This is a genomic window from Nocardioides sp. LHD-245, from assembly GCF_030929495.1.
Classification (GTDB): domain Bacteria; phylum Actinomycetota; class Actinomycetes; order Propionibacteriales; family Nocardioidaceae; genus Nocardioides.
The window spans coordinates 64,252-82,014 of sequence record NZ_JAVFWN010000006.1; the positions used below are offsets into that span (position 1 = coordinate 64,252).

A 17,763-nucleotide genomic window follows, 5' to 3' on the forward strand; every position below is an offset into this window, starting at 1 on the left:
ACATGCCCCGATTCTACGGGCGTCGGCCGGGCGACCTGTTGCCGGAACCTCTAGGTTGGACACGTGACGGACCGACTCCCGATGTTCCCGCTCAACGCGGTGCTCTATCCGGGGGTCAGCGTGCCGTTGCACGTGTTCGAGGACCGCTACCGCGCGCTGATCCATCACCTGCTCCGCACCGACGATCCCTCACGACGCCTGTTCGGGTCGGTCGCGATCCGGGAGGGCTACGAGGTGGGCGACCACGGCAACCAGTCGCTCTATCGCGTCGGCGTGCGACTGCAGCTGACCGACGTCGAGGCCCGCGCGGACGGCAGCTTCGACATCGTGGCGGTCGGCCGCGACCGGATCCAGCTCGACCGGCTACTGACCACCGGCGAATACCCGGTCGGCGAGGTCACGCTGCTGCCGGGCGAGCAGGCCGACGTACCCGAGGGGCTCGCCGAGCAGGCGCGGGCCACCTTCACCGCCTACCGGCACGTCCTGCGCTCGATCGCCGGCGATCCACTGCAGGGTGAGCTGCCGAGCGATCCGACGTACCTGTCGTGGACCCTGGCGGCCTGCACCCCGCTGCCGATGGGCGAGCGACAGCAGCTGCTCGAGGCGTCCGACGCCACGGAGCGGCTGGTGCTGGTCACCGACCTGCTCCGTGCGGAGCTGCGCGCGATCAATGTGATCACCTCGCTGCCGGCGACCGAGGTGGCCCGCACCCGGTGGTCGCCGAACTGATGGCCCGCCGAAAGCAGTCCGGCGGCACCCCGGCCACGACCGCGCTGGCGACGGCCGGGGTGGAGTTCCGCATGCACGAGTACGCACACGACGCCCGGGCCGCCTCCTACGGCGAGGAGGCGGCGGAGGCGATGGGGATCGACCCCGGCCAGGTGTTCAAGACCCTGTTCGCCGACGTCGACGGTGCGCTGGTCGTGGCGGTGGTGCCTGTCAGCGGCCAGCTCGACCTCAAGGCGCTGGCCCGGTCCGTCGATGGCCGCAAAGCGGTGATGGCCGACCCGAAGGCCGCCGAGCGCGCGACCGGCTATGTCGTCGGCGGGATCTCGCCGCTCGGCCAGCGCAAGGCGCATCCGACGGTGATCGACGACACGGCCCTCACCCACGACACCGTGTTCGTGTCGGCGGGGCGGCGCGGCCTGGAGGTCGAGCTCAGCCCTGCGGAGCTGGTGCGGCTGACGGCGGCGCGGGTCGCGCCGATCCGTCGCTGACCCGACCGTCGGTCGGTCCCGCGGTCGGCGCGGCCGGCAGCGACACCATCAGCACCAGATAGGCCAGCATCGCACCCACCGGCCAGACGAGGTACGGCGTCCAGCCGGCCACATGGAGGTAGCCGGGCAGCTTGTCTCCCGCCTGGTGGGTCGCGACCAGGGTCGCCGGGTCGGGCGGGCTGAAGGACTCGCCCAGCAGCGTCATCGCCAGCGCGCCCAGGCCGGCGCCGGCCAGCACCGCGACCACACCCGCGACGGCGTGATGACGCGCGATCCAGCCACCGACCAGGCCCAGCAGCACCGCGAGGGCGAACCCCACCACGACATAGGTCGCCGTGCCGCTGAAGTCGCGGGCGATGCCCGGGTCGAACGGCTCCGGGTACCAGGCCTTGCCGACCGGGGTGTCGTAGATCTTGCCCGGCGTGGCCGGACCCCACCACGTCCACCACAGCCAGCCGCCGGCGGCGCCCAACAGCGCGCCGAGCACGACGGGGACGACGACCGCGCGGCTCATCCGGCGAGACACCCAGGGCCGAGGAGCTGCTTGAGGTCGGCGAACAGCGCGGAGGAGGGAGTCACCCGGAGATTGTCTCCCAGCCGCATGACCTTGGTGGAGTCCCGGCTCAGCAGCTGGAGCCGCACCTCGGTCAGGCCGGCGTGGGTGGTCAGCACCTCGCGCAGCTGCGCCACCACCGGTCCGGTGCACCGCGTCGAGGGCAGGCTGATCACGACCGGGCCGTCACTGCCCTTCTCCAGATCGGGGACGGTGACCTCCTGGCCGCGCAGTTGGGAGGTGTCGCGCTCGGTGTCGAGCTGGCCGCGGACCCGGACGATCGCGTCCTCGGTGAGATAGGGCGCGGCGAGCCGGTAGCTGCTCGGGAACAGCAGCACGTCGATAGCGCCCTCGAGGTCCTCGAGCGTGACGGTGGCCCACGGGTCGCCGTTCTTGGTGATCTTGCGCTGGATCGAGGTGACCAGGCCGGCCACCGTGACCGTCGAGTTGTGGGGGCGGCTCTCGTCGGTGACCAGCTGACCGATGGTGCAGTCGGTGCCGTTGGACAGCACATGCTCGAGGCCGAGCAGCGGGTGGTCGGAGACGTAGAGGCCGAGCATCTCGCGCTCGTGGCCCAGCAGCGTCATCTTGTCCCACTCGTCGATCTCGGGGATCGGGACGCTCACGCCGAATCCCCCGTCACCGCCGTCGTCGTCGCCCAGACCGGCGAAGAGGGAGTCCTGGCCGATCGCCTCGTTGCGCTTGATGTCGACGTACTGGTCGACCGCGGTCTCGTGGATCGCGACCAGGGCGCGGCGCAGGTGCTTCATGTCGTCGAAGGCACCGGCCTTGATCAGCGAGTCGATGACCCGCTTGTTGCACACCGTGGCGGGCACCTTGGACAGGAAGTCGTTGAAGTCGGTGAAGCGGTCCTTCTCGGTGCGCGCCTCGACGATGCCGTCGACGACGTTGGCGCCGACGTTGCGGATCGCGGTGAGGCCGAAGCGGATGTCGCGGCCGACGGCGGTGAAGTCGTGCGCCGACTCGTTGACGTCGGGCGGGAGGACCTGGATCTTCATCCGCCGGCACTCGTTGAGGTAGATCGCCATCTTGTCCTTGTCGTCCTTGACGGACGTCAGGAGGGCGGCCATGTACTCGGTCGGGTAATTGGCCTTGAGGTAGGCGGTCCAGTAGGTGATGACGCCGTACGCCGCCGAGTGGGACTTGTTGAAGGCGTAGTCGGAGAACGGGAGCAAGATCGCCCAGAGCTGGTCGATCGCCTGCTGGGGGTAGCCGCGCTCGAGCATGCCGGCCTGGAAGCCGGCGTACTGCTTGTCGAGCTCCTCCTTCTTCTTCTTGCCCATGGCGCGGCGCAGGTTGTCGGCGGCGCCCAGGGTGAAGCCGGCCAGGACCTGAGCGATCGCCATCACCTGCTCCTGGTAGACGATGAGACCGTAGGTCTCTCCCAGGACCGGCTCCAGCGCCTCGGCGAGCGCCGGATGGATCGGCTCGATCGGCTCGCGGCCGTTCTTGCGGCGGGCGTACTTGTTGTGCGAGTCGGCGCCCATCGGGCCGGGCCGGTAGAGCGCGCTGACGGCCGTGATGTCGGCGAACTGGTCGGGCTGCATCGAGCGCAGCAGGGCGCGCATGCCCCCACCATCGAGCTGGAACACGCCCAGGGTGTCGCCCCGGCCCATCAGCTCGTAGGTCGCCCGGTCGTCGAAGGGCAGCTCCTCGAGGACGACGTCCTCGTCCCGGTTGGCCTTGATGTTGAGCAGCGCGTCCTCGAGGATGCGCAGGTTGGACAGACCGAGGAAGTCCATCTTGACCAGACCCAGCGACTCGCACATGGGATAGTCGAACTGGGTGATGACGGCGCCGTCCTGCGGGCGGGCCATGATCGGCACGATGTCGATCAGCGGCTCGCTGGACATGATCACGCCGGCGGCGTGCACGCCCCAGTTGCGGATCTGGCCCTCGAGGCCGACGGCGGTCTGGTAGATCGTCCGGACGTCGCCGTCGGACTCGTAGAGCGCGCGGAACTCGCCACCGTCGTTGTAGCGCTTGTGCTCGGGGTTGAAGATCTCCTTCAGCGGCACGCCCTTGCCCATGACGTCGGGAGGCATCGCCTTGGTGATCTTGTCGCCGATCGCGAAGCCGTGGTCGAGCACCCGCGCCGCGTCCTTGATGGCGGCCTTGGACTTGAGCCGGCCGAAGGTCGCGATCTGGGCGACCCGCTCGGCGCCGTACTTGTCGCTGACGTACTGGATGACCTCGCCGCGGCGGGCGTCGTCGAAGTCGATGTCGAAGTCGGGCATCGAGGGACGCTCGGGGTTGAGGAAGCGCTCGAAGAAGAGGCCGTGCTCGAGGGGGCACAGGTCGGTGATCCGCAGCGCGTACGCCGCGATGGAGCCCGCACCCGAGCCGCGGCCCGGACCCACCCGGATGCCGTTGTCCTTGGACCACCCGATGAAGTCGGCGACCACGAGGTAGTAGCCGCAGTAGCCCTTCTGCGAGATGATCGCGAGCTCCATCTCGACCCGGTCCCTGACCTCCTGGGTGAGCAGGTCACCGGGGTAGCGGGCCTCGATGCCGCGCCACACCTCCTTGCGGAACCAGGAGTCCTCGGTCTCCCCCGCCGGCACGTCGGCACGCGCCATGTAGCCGCCGGTCGACTCGGTGAACTCGACGCTGCACCGCTCGGCGATCTCGACCGTGTTGTCGCACGCCTCGGGCATGCCGAAGCGGCCGGCCCACAGCTCGCGCATCTCCGCGGCGGACTTGATGTAGTAGCCGCCGCCGTCGAACTTGAGCCGGTTGGTGTCCGAGAGTCGCTTGCCGGACGCGACGCAGATGAGGGCGTCGTGGGCGTCGGCGTCGTCGGGGTTGTTGTAGTGCGAGTCGTTGGTGGCGATCGGCCGGATGTTCATCTCGCGGCCCAGGCGCAGCAGGTCGTCGCGGACCCGCTTCTCGATGGAGATGCCGTGGTCCATCAGCTCGAGGAAGACGTTGTCCTTGCCGAAGATCTCCTGCAGCTCGGCCGCCTCGCGGACCGCCTCGTCCCACTGGCCCAGCCGCAGCCGGGTCTGGATGGCGCCGCTGGGGCAGCCGGTGGAGACGATGATCCCCTTGCTGTGCTCGGCGAGGATCTCCTTGTCCATCCGGGGCTTGAAGTAGTAGCCCTCGAGGCTGGAGCGCGACGAGAGCCGGAACAGGTTGTGCATGCCCTCGGTCGACTCCGCCCACATCGTCATGTGGGTGTAGGCGCCACCGCCCGCGACGTCGTTGCCGCCCTCCTCCGCACCGTCGACGGAGTTGCTCTGACCCCAGCGGACCCGACGCCGCTCACCGCGGGCCGTGCCGGGGGTGACATAGGCCTCGATGCCGATGATCGGCTGGACGCCGTACTTCTTCGCCTTGGAGTAGAAGTCGTAGGCGCCGTGCAGGTTGCCGTGGTCGGTCATCGCGATGGCCGACATCCCGAGGTCGTTGACCCGGGTGAACAGACCGTCGAGCAACGACGCCCCGTCGAGCATGGAGTACTCGGTGTGGACGTGCAGGTGGACGAAGTCCCCGGCGTCGGCAGCCATCGGTGGTTCGGCTCTCCTCAAAGGCTCGGCAAACAAGCGGGAAGGGCGGTCGCTCGGGGAAGAGAGGACCAGCCTACGTGACACTGATGCCGACCCTAGGCCGACCCTCCGACAGATCCGGCCGGCCACTCCATCCGCAGATCGGGGGCCCGCTCCTCGTTCTGTGAGCCGTCGGTGTGCTCCCGCTCGACCAGGCCACGGGCCGCGTAGAACGCCCGCGCGGGGACGTTCTGCTCGAAGACCCACAGGCTGAATCCGTCCGGGTGCCGGGCCTTGACGAGGTCGAGCAGCAGGCCGCCGACGCCGCCGCCCTGGTGAGCCGGGTCGACGTACAGGTCGTTGAGCCAGGTGCGGGTGAACCGGGCGTAGCCGACCACACGGCCGCCGGACTCGGCGACCCAGTTCTCGGCCGCGCCGAAGTGCGCGGCCAGGTAGGCGCGGACCTCCGACGGGGCATGGATCCCCGGCGGCATCGGTGCCGCCGCGCGGGCGGCGAGCTGGACCGTCGTGATCGCGGGGATGTCGGCCGGCGTCGCCGGCCGGAGCTGCAGGTCAGTGGCTGTCACGGATGACGTCGAGGGCACGGGCCAGGTCGTCGGGGTACGACGACTCGTAGGTGACGTAGCCACCGTCGGGGTGCTCGAACCCGAGCTTGACGGCGTGCAGCCACTGGCGCTCGAGGCCGACGCGGCGGGCCAGCGCCGGGTCCGCACCGTAGGTGAGGTCACCGACGCACGGATGCTTGAGCGCGCTCATGTGGACCCGGATCTGATGGGTCCGTCCGGTCTCGAGGTGGATCTGGAGCAGGCTCGCGAACCGGTGCGCCTCGAGCGTCTCGTAGTGGGTGACGCTGTGCCGTCCGTCGTCCATGACCGCGAACTTGTAGTCGAAGCGCGGGTGCCGGCCGATCGGGGCGTCGATCGTGCCCTCGTGCGGGTCCGGGTGCCCCTGGACCAGCGCGTGATAGGTCTTGTCGACCGTACGCTGGCGGAAGGCGTTCTTGAGGATCGAGTACGCGTACTCGGACTTGGCGATCACCATCACGCCCGAGGTGCCGACGTCGAGGCGCTGGACGATGCCCTCACGCTCCTTGGCCCCGGACGTGGAGATCCGGAAGCCGGCGCCGGCGAGGTGCCCGACCACGGTCTGCCCGCGCCAGCCCGGCGACGGGTGCACGGCCACGCCGACCGGCTTGTCGATCACCACGATCGCGTCGTCGTCGTGGATGATCTTGATGCCCTCGACGATCTCCGGCACCACCTCGAGCGGGTCGGCCTCGGCGGGGATGGACACGTCGAGGACGGAGCCGCCGAGGACCCGGTCGCTCTTGCCGCCGACCGGCGCGCCGTCGAGGGACACGAGGTCCTGCGCGACCAGCTCCGCCGCGCGGGTGCGGGACACCCCGAAGAGCTGCGCCATGACGACGTCGACCCGCTCCCCGTCGAGGCTGTCGGGGACCGGCAGGCTGCGGTGGTCGGCCGCGCCGCTCACTGCTCCTCCTCGGCGTCCTCGGTCCCCCGCGGCTGCGTCGCGCGGGCGTCGACCCGGGAGCCGTCGAGGTTCACACCGCGCAGCACCTGCAGGAGGATCAGGCCCACACCGACGTTGATGCAGATGTCGGCCACGTTGAAGACCGGCCAGTTCGGCAGCATCAGGAAGTCGACCACGTGTCCACGGAACGGGGCCGGGTCACGGAACAGCCGGTCGATCAGGTTGCCGTCGATGCCGGCGAGCAGGAGCCCCAGGCCCACGGCCCAGACCGGGCTGGCGACGCGCCGGCTGACCCAGAGCACCACCAGCGTCGCCGTACAGGCCAGGCAGGCGATGGCGACGGTGAAGCGGGTCCCCAGGCTGAACGCCGCACCGGGGTTGTAGGTCAGGTGCAGCTGCAACAGCTCCCCGACCACCTCGACGTCGGGCTCACCGGTGAGGTGGCGGACCGCCAACACCTTCGCGATCTGGTCGATCGCGACCATGACCACCGCGACCGCGATGAAGAGCAGCCAGCTCCGCGGACGGACGAGGAAGCCTGATCCGGTCCCTGCCGGTCCGTCGTCGCGGTGGTCTACCGGCGTTCCTCGCGCTGCTTGCATGTCAGGCACAGTGTGGCACGCGGGAAGGCCATCAGCCGCATCTTCCCGATCGGATTGCCGCAGGACTCGCACACGCCGTACGTGCCGTCGTCGATGCGGGCCAGGGCCCGGTCGATCTGGGCCACCTTCTCCCGCTCGTGGTTGAGGACCGTGAGCTCGTGGTCGCGCTCGAAGCTGGTCGCGCCGAGGTCGGCCTGGTCCTGACCGGCGCCGTCACCGGAGTCACGCAGCAGGCCGCTCAGGTCAGCTTCCTGCTCCTCGAGGATCCGAGCACTCGCCTCGCGCTGCTCGTGGAGCTCGGCGAGCACCTCGGCGAGCTCCGCGGCCGACCAGGCGTCCTCGTGGTCCAGGACGACCAGGGACGCGGGGGTGGCCCTCGTGGCGGAGGTCTTCTTCGTGGGAGTCGCCTTCTTCGTCGGAGTCACCTTCTTCGTCGGGGCTGCCTTCTTGGCCGGGGCTGCCTTCTTGGCCGGGGCTGCCTTCTTGGCCGGGGCTGCCTTCTTGGCCGGGGCTGCCTTCTTCGCCGGGGCTGCCTTCTTCGCCGGGGCTGCCTTCTTCGCCGGGGCTGCCTTCTTGGCCGGGGCTGCCTTCTTCGCGGGGGCTGCCTTCTTCGCGGGGGCTGCCTTCTTGGCCGGGGCTGCCTTCTTGGCCGGGGCCGCCTTCTTGGCCGGGGCCGCCTTCTTGGCCGGGGCTGCCTTCTTCGCGGGGGCTGCCTTCTTGGCCGGGGCTGCCTTCTTCGCGGGGGCTGCCTTCTTCGCGGGGGCTGCCTTCTTCGCGGGGGCTGCCTTCTTCGCGGGGGCCGCCTTCTTCGCGGGGGCCGCCTTCTTCGCGGGGGCCGCCTTCTTGGCCGGGGCCGCCTTCTTCGCGGGGGCCGCCTTCTTCGCCGGGGCCGAGGCCGCTGCCTTCCCTGGGCGGATGATCTTCCGGGCGGCGGAAGCGGCCTGACCGGCCAACGACTTCTTCGTGCTGCGGGCCATGAAGGACTCCTCAAGGGCGGCAACCCACGCGCCAGCGAGCGATGGGCGTGCTGCGGAGGGTAGCGGGTGCAGCGAGACGGTCCAAGCAGCCACACCGCGCGGGCGGTCCCCTGAAACGGCGAGACCGGCCGGCCCGCTGAGCGGGCCGACCGGTCTCATCGAGCAGTCAGCAGGGTGAGCCGGTGGCTCAGGCCTCCTCCTCGCCGAGGATGGAGCGCAGCCGCTTGGGCGCCGGCGTCTCCTCGACGGGTGCCAGGGTGTCGCCCGGCGTCTGCAGCGACTCGAGCTGCTGGGTGAAGTAGCTCTTGAGGCGGGAACGGTACTCGCGCTCGAAGGAGCGCAGGGTCTCCACCTCGGCCGAGAGCTTGTCACGCTCCTTCTCGAGGTCGCCGAAGAGCTGGGCGCGGCGCTCGGCGGTCTCGGCGTCGAGCATCTCGGCACGGGTCCGGGCGTCGGACTCGAGGCGGTCGGACTTGATCTTGGCCTCGGAGGCGAGGCGGTCGGACTTGGTCCGGGCCTCGCCGACGATCTTGTCGGCCTCGTTCTTGGCGTCCTCGACGAGCTCGTCGGCGTTGCGGGTCGCGATCTCGAGGAGCCGGGCCGCGGCGTTCGACGCCTCGGGAACGGTCTCGACGCGGATCGTCTCGACACCGCCGGTCGCGGCGGGGACGGGCACGGGAGCTGCGACGACGGGCTCGACCGGAGCGGGGATCTCGACGGGGGCCGGCGGCTCCGGAACGATCTCCGGCACGGGCGCCAGCTGCGTCGGCGCGTCGAACGTCGCGGACGACGTACCGGCCTGCGCAGCGGCGAGCTTCGCGCGGAGGTCGTCGTTCTCCTGGGTCAGGCGAGCGAGCTCGGCCTCCACCTCGTCAAGGAACTGGTCGACCTCGCCCATGTCGTAGCCCTCGCGCAGCCGAACCGGCGTAAAGCGCTTGTTGCTCACGTCCTCAGGCGTCAGGGGCATGACCTCACCAATCTATGCAGAGAAACTTCGACAGTATGCCTTCACGAACCATAGCGCTTGCACGGGCGAGGGCGGCATCCGCGGCCCGCGCGTGGAACTCGGTCCGGACCGGTGGTCTGGTGACCACGGGCGTCACAGCAGTATCACAGGAGCAGTGCCGAGCGGTTCACGGAAAGCAGGACGTAGGCCAGGATCATCACCAGGATGAAGCTGATGTCCAGGGCGAAGTTGCCGATCCGGATCGGCTTGATCACCTTGCGCAGACCGTTGATCGGCGGGTCCGTGACGGTGTAGGCCAACTCCAGGAAGACCAGCACCGGCCCCCGCGGCTCCCAGGCCCGCGCGAACACCTGGACCCAGTCGGTGATGAAGCGCACCCACAGGAACGCGATGAAGGCGAACAGCACGCCCTCGATGATCCAGCCGACAGTCGTCACACCGAAAACCTACCGGGTGCGCCGCCGATACACGCAGCGCCCACCGGCGTCTCGCGCCGGTTGCACCGAGACTCGCCTCGGACCCGTGTTGCCGCCAAGCGAAGGTGTGACCTACGCAAGGCAACTGCGTGGCCGGCAGCGTGTCGCCCGCGCGGAGCGCATCGAGTGTGGCCCGCGGTCCGAGCGCAGCGAGGACCGTGCGGCCTCACTCGATCGGCGACACGCTCGGCCCACCCAGACTCCGTCTTACCGCCAGGCGAAGGGTGGACCTACGCAAGGCAACTGCGTGGCCGGCAGCGTGTCGCCCGCGCGGAGCGCATCGAGTGTGGCCCGCGGTCCGAGCGCAGCGAGGACCGTGCGGCCTCACTCGATCGGCGACACGCTCGGCCGATCAAGATTGGTTGAAGAAGCCGTCTGCGGCGATGGCCTGCTTGTCCTCGGCGGCGACCGTGACGTTGGGCGGCGAGAGCAGGAAGACCTTGTTGGTGACCCGCTCGATGCTGCCGCGGGTCGCGAAGATGAGGCCGGCGGCGAAGTCGACCAGGCGCTTGGCGTCGGCGTCGTCCATCTCCGTGAGGTTCATGATCACCGGCGTGCCCTCGCGGTACTCCTCGCCGATGGACCGCGCCTCGTTGTAGGTCGTGGGGTGGAGGGTCGTGATCCGGGAGAGCTCCGCGACGACCGGCTGGGGGGCGACCGCGACAGGGCGGCGGCGCTCCTCGAGGTCGGCGACGGTGCCGGACGGTACGGCGCGGACGGGGCGCTCCTGCCGTTGCTCGCGCGCCTCGCGCGCGCGGGCGGGCTCGGTGGCCTCGTCGCCCCGGTCGTCGTAGCCAGTCTCGTCGTAGCCGGTGTCCTCCAGCAGGCCGAGGTACTCGCCGATCCTGCGCATCGCACCGCTCATGAGTGTTGCCTCCGTGATCCGCATCCCCGGGTCCCGGGAATGTCTGATGTTGTGGACATTACTTGACCTCGGGCCTCGATCCGAGGACCGCGGAGCCGACGCGCACGTGTGTCGCGCCGACGGTGATCGCCGCTTCCAGATCGCCGCTCATCCCGGCCGACAGGACCGTGGCGTCGGGGTGGCGGGACAGGAAGTCGGCGCGGATCCCGGCGAGCCGGGCGAAGGCCAGCGCGGGATCGTCGTCGAGCGGCGCCACCGCCATCAGTCCCCGCAACCGCAGCTCGGGGGTCCGGGCGACCTCGTCGGCGAGCGCGGGCAGCATCGCGGGGTCGGCGCCGGCACGGTGGTCGCGGCCGGGCGGGTCGAGGCTGACCTGCAGCAGGACGTCGACGACGCGTCCGGCGTCGGCGGCGCCGCGGGCCAGCCGCGGGACGAGGGCGGCGCGGTCGACCGACTCGACCACGCCGGCGTAGTGGGCGACGGCGGCGGCCTTGTTGGACTGCAGGCCGCCGATGAAGTGCCAGCGCAGGCCGAGATCAGCACACTCGGCCGCCTTTGCCTCCGCCTCCTGATGACGGTTCTCCCCCACCTCGGTGACGCCGAGTCCGGCGAGCAGCCGGACGTCGGCGGCGGGGAAGAACTTGGTCACGACGACGAGGGTCACGTCGTCGGCGGCACGTCCGACGTCGGTGGCGGCCCGCGCGATCCGGTCCTGGACGGCAGCGAGCCGGGCGCGCAGCTCGGCGGCGCGATCCGTCGTCATGACAGCCACACCAGACCCGCGAAGCGGCCCGCCGCGGCGCCGTCGCGACGGTGCGAGTGGAACCGCTCGTCCTCGAGGGTGCACCCGGGCACCGTGGTGGTGGCCACGCCGGCCGCGGCCAGCTGGGTGAACACGCCCGCCCCGAGGTCGAGGGCGGGGGTGCCCCAGCCGGTGTCGGCGTATGTCGTCGGCACGACTGCCGCGACCTCCTCACGCATCGTGGCGGGAACTTCGTAGCAGCGGCCGCAGATGTGCGGGCCGACCCAGGCGGTCATGTCGACGGCGCCGAGGGCGCGCATCCGCTCGACGGTGCGCGTGACCACGTCGAGCTCCGCGCCGCGGCGACCGGCGTGGGCGACACCGACGACGCCGGCGGCCGCGTCTGCGAGGACGACGGGCACGCAGTCGGCGACCCGGACCATCAGGCCGAGACCACGCGCCGCGGTGACCTGCGCGTCGGCCGTGGGGATCCCGTGCCCCGGGCCGTCGACCTCGACGACGTCGGCGCCGTGGATCTGGTGCAGGCGCGCGAAGTCCACGCCGGTGGCGTCGGTCAGCGCGGCGAGGACGCCGTCGAGCCGGTCCCCCTCCCGGAGGTCGAGCGAGGCATCCGTGAACGCGACCTCGACCCGGCTCCCGCTGGCGGGGTCCGGGTCGAGGGCGAAGGTCTCACGGAAGGCGAACACGGCTCACTTGAGGAAGTCGGGCACGTCCAGGTCGTCGCCGTCGTCGAACTGCATCGGCGCCGGGTTGCTGCGAGCACCGACCGGCTGCGGGTCGGACTGCGGCTCGGCGGCGGGAGCGGTGCCACGAGACGGCGCCGGGGTGGCCGGGGACGGGGCGGAGGCGGCGGGCCGGGCGGACGCCGGCGTGGCCGCGGCCTGCTGCGGCCGGCGCACGACGGACTCCTCGCGACGCTTGGGCAGGCCGCCGTCGAAGCCGGCGGCGATGACGGTCACCCGGACCTCGTCGCCGAGGGCGTCGTCGATGATCGTGCCGAAGATGATGTTGGCGTCGGCGTGCACCGCGTCGGCCACCATCGCCGCGGCCTCGTTGATCTCGAAGATGCCGAGGTCGGAGCCACCCGCGATCGAGAGCAGAACGCCGTGGGCGCCGTCGATGGAGGCCTCCAGCAGCGGGCTGCTGATCGCCATCTCGGCGGCGGCCAGCGCCCGGTCCTCGCCGCGCGCGGAGCCGATGCCCATCAGCGCGGAGCCCGCGTTGCTCATGACCGCCTTGACGTCGGCGAAGTCGACGTTGATCAGGCCGGGGGTGGTGATCAGGTCGGTGATGCCGGAGACGCCCTGCAACAGGACCTGGTCGGCCTGCTTGAACGCGTCGAGCATCGACACATTGCGGTCGGAGATCTGCAGCAGGCGGTCGTTGGGGATCACGATGAGGGTGTCGACCTCCTCGCGGAGTCGCTCGATGCCCTCGTCGGCGGACTTCTTGCGGCGCGCGCCCTCGAACGTGAAGGGGCGGGTCACGACGCCGATCGTCAGCGCGCCGAGCGAGCGGGCCATCCGGGCCACGACGGGCGCGCCGCCGGTGCCGGTGCCGCCGCCCTCGCCGGCGGTGACGAAGACCATGTCGGCGCCGCGGAGCACCTCCTCGATCTCCTCGGCGTGGTCCTCGGCGGCCTTGCCGCCCACGTCGGGGTTGGCGCCGGCACCCAGACCGCGGGTGAGCTCACGGCCGATGTCGAGCTTGACGTCGGCGTCGCTCATCAGCAACGCCTGCGCGTCGGTGTTGATCGCGATGAACTCGACGCCCTTGAGGCCGACCTCGATCATCCGGTTGACGGCGTTGACGCCGCCACCACCGATGCCGACGACCTTGATGATGGCCAGGTAGTTCTGTGCAGCTGCCACGGCGGCGTCACCTCTCCAGGGTGGTTGTCTGTCAGTCGTCGTCTGTCGTCGAGCGCGTACGGTCGGCCCCTTCCCCGGCGGCCGTCCGGCGTGTTGCCACAACCCTGACCCTCAACCTGAGGGTTATAGTTATGTCAACCTCGTCGTGGTCACGACAGTAGGTACGGCGCGACGCGCGATCGCGCAGACACGCCGACCGGCGGTGGACGGGTCACGAGAAAGTCCCCGCGACAGGCGCCTTGGGAGGCACGCCCTAGTCTTCACCGCGGAGGTGACAGTGACAGAGGCCACGGGCAGGGCGGAGACCCTGTCCCCGATCGCGATGCGGGTCGTCCCGCTGCTGGTGTACGCCGGAGCCCTGAGCCTGTACGTCGTCACGGTCGGGCTGCCCAAGCAGTCGTGGGTCGCCGTCATCTGGCTGTGGCTGCTCACGATCGCCTGGGACGTGCGCAAGCCGGTCCGCGAGCACCTCGCCTTCCTGCGCGACTGGTCACTCCCCCTGGCGCTGCTCCTGCTCTACCTCTACAGCCGCGGGATCTCCGACGACCTGGGCTTCGCCTCGGTGCACGTCACCGAGCCGATCGACGCCGACCGGTGGCTGTTCGGCGGCACCCTGCCCACGGAGTGGCTGCAGGCGCGGCTGTGCGGCGACCCGTGCATCCGGGCCTCGCCGCCCGCGTGGTACGACGTGCTGCTCACCACGGTCTACTACTCCCACTTCTTCGTGGCCCTGTCGATCGCGGCGATCCTGTGGATGCGCAGCCGGCCCGAGTGGATCCGGTACATGCGCCGCTATCTGTCGCTCAACTTCCTCGCCCTCGTCATCTACATCGTCTACCCGATGGCGCCGCCGTGGATGGCCTCGCGCGACGGCTACCTCAGCGACGGCATCGCCCGGATCACCGGCCGCGGCTGGTGGGAGTTCGGTCGGGGCGGCGGCGGTGGCGGCGGGACCCATCAGAGCATCTCGGCCGTCGGCAACCAGGTCGCCGCGATGCCCTCGCTGCACGCGGGCATCTCCATCCTGGTGGCGGCGTGGGCGATCGGTCACCTGCGCGGCCGGTGGCGCTGGCTGATCGCGCTCTATCCGCTGGCCATGTCGTTCATGCTCGTCTACTACGCCGAGCACTATGTCGTCGACATCGTCGCCGGGGGCCTCTGCGTGGCGGTCGTGCTGATCGGCTGGGGCACCTGGGAGCGGCGCGGCGACCGGCGGCCTCAGCGGGTCGTCGGGGCGCCCGGGACCGAGACGTCGTAGACCTTCGCGTCGACGCCGAGCAGCTCGAGCAGTACGGCGGCCTTGTCGTCGGCCTGCTCCGCGCTGCCCCACCGGACCAGCCGGCCGTCCCGCAGGTGCAGGTCGATCTCGTCGACGGTGCGGACCTCGACGAAGTCGACGAGCTTGGAGACGGCGGGGTCGAGGGCGACCACGACGGCGGCACCCTCCGCGAGGGCGTCGCCGTCGGCGCCGGGGCCGACCTTGACCCGGGGCAGGCCGGCCGGGGCCTTGTCGAGGCGGCCGAAGGCGACGCCGGCGGCGTCCAGGTTGGTGAGCCGGTCCCCACGGTCGAGCACCGCGACCGGCGTCCGCTCGACGATCTCGATCCGCACGTCGTGCGGCCAGGTGCGGGAGACGTCGACCGTCTTGACGGTCGCGAGCGAGCGCAGCCGGACCTCGATCGCGCGCAGGTCGACCGTCGCGAGCGGCCCACCGAGCGGTACGTCGGCGGTGGCGAGCACCTGCTTCTCCGAGAGCTGGGCGTTGCCGATCACCTGGACCGCGTCGGCGCGCAGCCATGCCGAGAAGTAGACGGCATAGGTGCCGAGGCCGAGCGCGAGGAGGAGCAGCACCGCGGCGAGGACGTAGCGCCAGGTCAGCCAGCGACGGGCGCGCTGGCGGCGCGCGAACGCCTTGCGCGTCCGCTCCTGGGATCCGGTCCTCGCCCCGCGCTTCCGCCCGCGGCCGCCGCTACCCCTCGCCATCGCCCCGCTCCCGGAGCGCGGCGACCAGCCGGGGCGCGAGAGCCGTGACGTCCCCGGCACCCAGGGTCAGCACGATGTCACCGGGCCGGGCCAGCCCGACCACCGTGTCGAGCACGGCACCGCGGTCCGCGACGAAGCGCACCCGCCCGGCGGGCAGGGGCACGGCCGCGGCCACCAGGGCCCCGGTGACCGCGGGGTCGGGGTCCTCGCGGGCGACGTAGACATCCATCACGACCACCTCGTCGGCGGCACCGAGCTCGCGGCCCATCCGCTCACCGAAGATCCGCGTACGGGAGACGAGATGGGGCTGGAAGCACACCACGAGACGGCCGTCGCCCTCGACCAGCGACCGGGCGGCCTCGAGGTCGCCGCGGATCTCACTGGGGTGGTGGGCGTAGGAGTCGTAGACGCGGACGCCGCCGGCCGCACCGACCGGCTCCATGCGGCGCTTGGCCCCGCGGTGCTTCCCCAGGCCACGGGCGAGCAGGCCCGGGTCCAGCCCGAGCTCCAGGCCGACGGCCAGGGCGAGCAGGGCGTCCTGGGCGTAGTGGCGCCCCGGGACGGCGAGGGTCACCGTGCCGAGGTCGGCACCGTCGCTCCAGACCCGGAACCGGGTGCGGCCGCCCTCGACGACGAGGTCGTGGCCCCGCAGCCGCGCGTCGTCGGAGAAGCCGACGGTGCGCGTGGCGAGGTCCCGGCGCTCGGTCAGGGTGGACGAGGCGCGTCCGGCGAACTCGGCGAAGGCGGCCTCGTAGGCCTCCTCGGTGCCCCAGTGGTCGAGGTGGTCGGCGTCGACATTGGTGACGACGGCGATGCGGGGCGTGTAGACGAGGAAGGCGCCGTCGGACTCGTCGGCCTCGACGACCGCCACCGGTCCGGTGCCGAGCCGGGCGTTGGTGCCGAGGCTCTCGACCTCGGCGCCGATCGCGAAGGTGGGGTCGAGACCCGCCTCCTGCAGCGCGACCACGGTCATCGCGGTGGTCGTGGTCTTGCCGTGGGTGCCGGCGACGGCGACGACGTCCTTGCCGAGCAGCACGGATTGGAGGCCCGCGGACCGTGGCCACAGGCGCAGCCCGCGGTCGAGCGCGGCGACGATCTCGGGGTTGTCCTCGCGGACCGCGGTCGTAGCGACCACGGTGTCGACGCCGTCGAGATGGGTCGCGTCGTGCCCCACGTGGACCGCGATCCCCTCCCCGCGCAGGGCCCGCACGACGGCCGAGTCACTCGCGTCGCTGCCGCTGACGGGCACCCCGGCCTGGTGCATCAGCCGGGCGATGCCGGACAGCCCGGCTCCGCCGATGCCGACGAAGTGGACGTGGCCGAGGCGGTCGGCGGGCAGGATCTCGTCGGGGACGGGGATCTTCACCTGGTCGCTCCGGCGACGTCCTGGATGATCCGGGCGAGCCGGTCGTCCGCGTCGCGCGGCACCAGGTCGGCGGCCACGGCCCCCATCCGGGCCAGCCGGGCCGCGTCGGTGACCAGGGCAGGCACCGTGTCGGCGACGTAGTCGGCGCTGAAGGAGGCGTCCTCGACGAGCAGCGCTCCCCCGGCGTCCACGACGGGACGGGCGTTGAGGGCCTGCTCGCCGTTGCCGATCGGCAACGGCACGAAGATCGCGGGTACGCCGGTGGCGGCGGCCTCGACGACGCTGGACGCGCCGGAGCGGCACACCATCAGGTCGGCGGCGGCCAGGACAAGGTCCATCCGCTCGACGAACGGCAGCACGACATACGGCACGCCGGTCGGGACGGGCTCGCTCCAGCTCGGGTCGCTCGCGCCGTTGGGCCCGATCACGTGCAGGACCTGGACGCCGGCGGAGCCGAGCGCGGCCGCAGCGCCGCTGACGGCCTGGTTGAGCCGCCGCGCGCCCTGCGAGCCGCCGGTGACGACGAGGGTCGGCAGGTCGGGGTCGAGGCCGAAGAAGGCCCGCGCCTCGGCGCGCAGGGCCGGACGGTCGAGGGTGGAGATCATCCGGCGGATCGGCAGGCCGACGTACTCCGCGCGGCGCAGCGGTGTGTCGGGGAAGCTCACCGCGACCCGCGCGGCGATCCGGGCACCGACCTTGTTGGCGATGCCGGGCAGCGCGTTCTGCTCGTGCACGACGAGCGGGAGCCGGCGGCGCCGGGCCGCGACGTACGCCGGCATCGACACGTAGCCGCCGTAGCCGACGATCACGTCGGGGCGGATCTCGTCGACCACCTCGAGCGCGGCCTTGACCGCCCCGCGCAGGCGCTGGGGCACGAGGGCGAGATCCTTGCCGGGCTTGCGCGGCAGCGGCACCGGCGGCACCAGGCGCAGCGGATAGCCGGCCGCCGGGACAACCCGGTTCTCCAGGCCGCGGGGCGTGCCGAGGCAGGTGATCTCGGCATCCGGGTCGAGTCGGCACAGTGCGTCGGCGGTGGCGAGCAGTGGCGAGGTGTGCCCCGCCGTGCCCCCACCGGCCAGAAGAATCCTCACGCGGCAGAACC

The 17,763-nt window shown here is 71.4% G+C and carries 18 protein-coding genes; 3 read left to right on the forward strand and 15 right to left on the reverse strand.

Annotation, left to right across the window (positions count from 1 at the left end; genetic code table 11):
* The first annotated feature begins 63 nt into the window (after positions 1-63).
* The gene (locus RB608_RS10905) at positions 64-729 is read left to right on the forward strand and encodes an LON peptidase substrate-binding domain-containing protein (RefSeq protein ID WP_308087919.1); all 666 of its coding nucleotides are present in this window, start codon (positions 64-66) and stop codon (positions 727-729) included.
* Positions 729-1,217, forward strand: a complete 489-nt coding sequence (gene ybaK, locus RB608_RS10910) for a Cys-tRNA(Pro) deacylase (RefSeq protein WP_308088196.1) — start codon at positions 729-731, stop codon at positions 1,215-1,217. The genes RB608_RS10905 and ybaK overlap by 1 nt, the downstream gene beginning before the upstream one ends.
* On the opposite strand, the gene RB608_RS10915 is transcribed toward ybaK, so the two are convergent.
* The 12 genes from RB608_RS10915 to ftsZ all read right to left on the reverse strand — a co-directional run bounded on the left by RB608_RS10915 (position 1,159) and on the right by ftsZ (position 13,312).
* Positions 1,159-1,731: a hypothetical protein gene (locus RB608_RS10915; RefSeq protein ID WP_308087920.1), complete on the reverse strand. Its 573-nt coding sequence runs from the start codon at positions 1,729-1,731 to the stop codon at positions 1,159-1,161. The two genes, ybaK and RB608_RS10915, sit on opposite strands and share 59 nt — an antisense overlap.
* The gene (gene dnaE / locus RB608_RS10920) at positions 1,728-5,300 is read right to left on the reverse strand and encodes a DNA polymerase III subunit alpha (protein ID WP_308087921.1); all 3,573 of its coding nucleotides are present in this window, start codon (positions 5,298-5,300) and stop codon (positions 1,728-1,730) included. The genes RB608_RS10915 and dnaE overlap by 4 nt, the downstream gene beginning before the upstream one ends.
* Before the next feature lie 95 nt (positions 5,301-5,395).
* Positions 5,396-5,866, reverse strand: a complete 471-nt coding sequence (locus RB608_RS10925) for a GNAT family N-acetyltransferase (protein WP_308087922.1) — start codon at positions 5,864-5,866, stop codon at positions 5,396-5,398.
* Positions 5,853-6,791 (reverse strand): RluA family pseudouridine synthase, encoded by a 939-nt coding sequence (locus RB608_RS10930; RefSeq protein ID WP_308087923.1) that lies wholly within the window; start codon positions 6,789-6,791, stop codon positions 5,853-5,855. Before RB608_RS10930 ends, RB608_RS10925 begins: the two co-directional genes overlap by 14 nt.
* Positions 6,788-7,393, reverse strand: a complete 606-nt coding sequence (gene lspA, locus RB608_RS10935) for a signal peptidase II (RefSeq protein ID WP_308087924.1) — start codon at positions 7,391-7,393, stop codon at positions 6,788-6,790. The genes RB608_RS10930 and lspA overlap by 4 nt, the downstream gene beginning before the upstream one ends.
* Entirely contained in the window at positions 7,366-8,370 is a 1,005-nt protein-coding gene (locus RB608_RS10940; protein ID WP_308087925.1) for a TraR/DksA C4-type zinc finger protein, read from the reverse strand. Before RB608_RS10940 ends, lspA begins: the two co-directional genes overlap by 28 nt.
* Before the next feature lie 187 nt (positions 8,371-8,557).
* Complete coding sequence (locus tag RB608_RS10945; protein ID WP_308087926.1) at positions 8,558-9,337, reverse strand: DivIVA domain-containing protein; 780 nt, start codon at positions 9,335-9,337, stop codon at positions 8,558-8,560.
* 143 nt (positions 9,338-9,480) lie between these two features.
* Positions 9,481-9,774, reverse strand: coding sequence for a YggT family protein (locus RB608_RS10950; protein WP_257423453.1), 294 nt, complete (start codon positions 9,772-9,774; stop codon positions 9,481-9,483).
* A 391-nt stretch (positions 9,775-10,165) separates the two neighbouring features.
* On the reverse strand, positions 10,166-10,678 hold the full coding sequence (locus RB608_RS10955; protein ID WP_308087927.1) for a cell division protein SepF: 513 nt from the start codon (positions 10,676-10,678) through the stop codon (positions 10,166-10,168).
* Between the two features lie 58 nt (positions 10,679-10,736).
* Positions 10,737-11,441, reverse strand: a complete 705-nt coding sequence (locus tag RB608_RS10960) for a YggS family pyridoxal phosphate-dependent enzyme (protein ID WP_308087928.1) — start codon at positions 11,439-11,441, stop codon at positions 10,737-10,739.
* The gene (locus RB608_RS10965; RefSeq protein WP_308087929.1) at positions 11,438-12,127 is read right to left on the reverse strand and encodes a polyphenol oxidase family protein; all 690 of its coding nucleotides are present in this window, start codon (positions 12,125-12,127) and stop codon (positions 11,438-11,440) included. The genes RB608_RS10960 and RB608_RS10965 overlap by 4 nt, the downstream gene beginning before the upstream one ends.
* 3 nt (positions 12,128-12,130) lie before the next feature.
* The gene (gene ftsZ, locus RB608_RS10970) at positions 12,131-13,312 is read right to left on the reverse strand and encodes a cell division protein FtsZ (protein ID WP_308087930.1); all 1,182 of its coding nucleotides are present in this window, start codon (positions 13,310-13,312) and stop codon (positions 12,131-12,133) included.
* Between the two features lie 271 nt (positions 13,313-13,583).
* On the opposite strand from ftsZ, the gene RB608_RS10975 reads away from it, so the two are divergent.
* Positions 13,584-14,570 carry a phosphatase PAP2 family protein gene (locus tag RB608_RS10975; RefSeq protein WP_308087931.1) on the forward strand — a complete coding sequence of 329 codons (987 nt, stop codon included), beginning with the start codon at positions 13,584-13,586 and terminating at the stop codon, positions 14,568-14,570.
* On the opposite strand, the gene RB608_RS10980 is transcribed toward RB608_RS10975, so the two are convergent.
* The 3 genes from RB608_RS10980 to murG are packed head-to-tail and all read right to left on the reverse strand — an operon-like array spanning position 14,531 to position 17,752.
* On the reverse strand, positions 14,531-15,295 hold the full coding sequence (locus RB608_RS10980; RefSeq protein WP_308087932.1) for an FtsQ-type POTRA domain-containing protein: 765 nt from the start codon (positions 15,293-15,295) through the stop codon (positions 14,531-14,533). The two genes, RB608_RS10975 and RB608_RS10980, sit on opposite strands and share 40 nt — an antisense overlap.
* The gene (murC, locus tag RB608_RS10985) at positions 15,282-16,661 is read right to left on the reverse strand and encodes a UDP-N-acetylmuramate--L-alanine ligase (protein ID WP_308087933.1); all 1,380 of its coding nucleotides are present in this window, start codon (positions 16,659-16,661) and stop codon (positions 15,282-15,284) included. Before murC ends, RB608_RS10980 begins: the two co-directional genes overlap by 14 nt.
* On the reverse strand, positions 16,658-17,752 hold the full coding sequence (gene murG / locus RB608_RS10990) for an undecaprenyldiphospho-muramoylpentapeptide beta-N-acetylglucosaminyltransferase (RefSeq protein WP_308087934.1): 1,095 nt from the start codon (positions 17,750-17,752) through the stop codon (positions 16,658-16,660). The genes murC and murG overlap by 4 nt, the downstream gene beginning before the upstream one ends.
* Positions 17,753-17,763 lie beyond the last annotated feature (11 nt).